Below are 407 nucleotides of genomic sequence, written 5' to 3' on the forward strand. Positions count from 1 at the left end.
CGTGCTCGTGCGGTGGCTGCGGCGGCAGGGGCAGCGCGTGACGCTGGTCCGCAACGTCACCGACATCGACGACAAGATCCTCGCCAAGGCCGCCGGGGCCGGGCACGAGTGGTGGGCGTGGGCGCTGACCAACGAGCGCGCCTTCACGTCCGCGTACGACGCGCTCGGCGTGCTGCCGCCCGACTACGAGCCGCGCGACGCCATGCTGTGGCTCCTCTACGACGCCCTCGGAGACCGGCCCTCGATGTACCTCTCCGACGTGCTCAAGCACCTTCAGAAACAGGGCCACGGGAAGGGCTGGAAGGTGACCCACCTCCGGGCCCGCTTGGAAGCCCTCGGCATCCCGGTGGAGCAGCGGCTCCGGACCGGCGGCCGGGCCGCGAGCAGAGGCATCGTCAGGGAGCAGC

1 pseudogene is annotated in these 407 nt (G+C 71.7%); it reads left to right on the forward strand.

Annotation, left to right across the window (positions count from 1 at the left end):
• Positions 1 to 407, forward strand: a pseudogene (locus G3I71_RS50720) (hypothetical protein); the annotation flags it as partial.

Origin of the sequence: Streptomyces sp. SID12501 (assembly GCF_010550245.1) — a bacterium.
GTDB lineage: Bacteria > Actinomycetota > Actinomycetes > Streptomycetales > Streptomycetaceae > Streptomyces.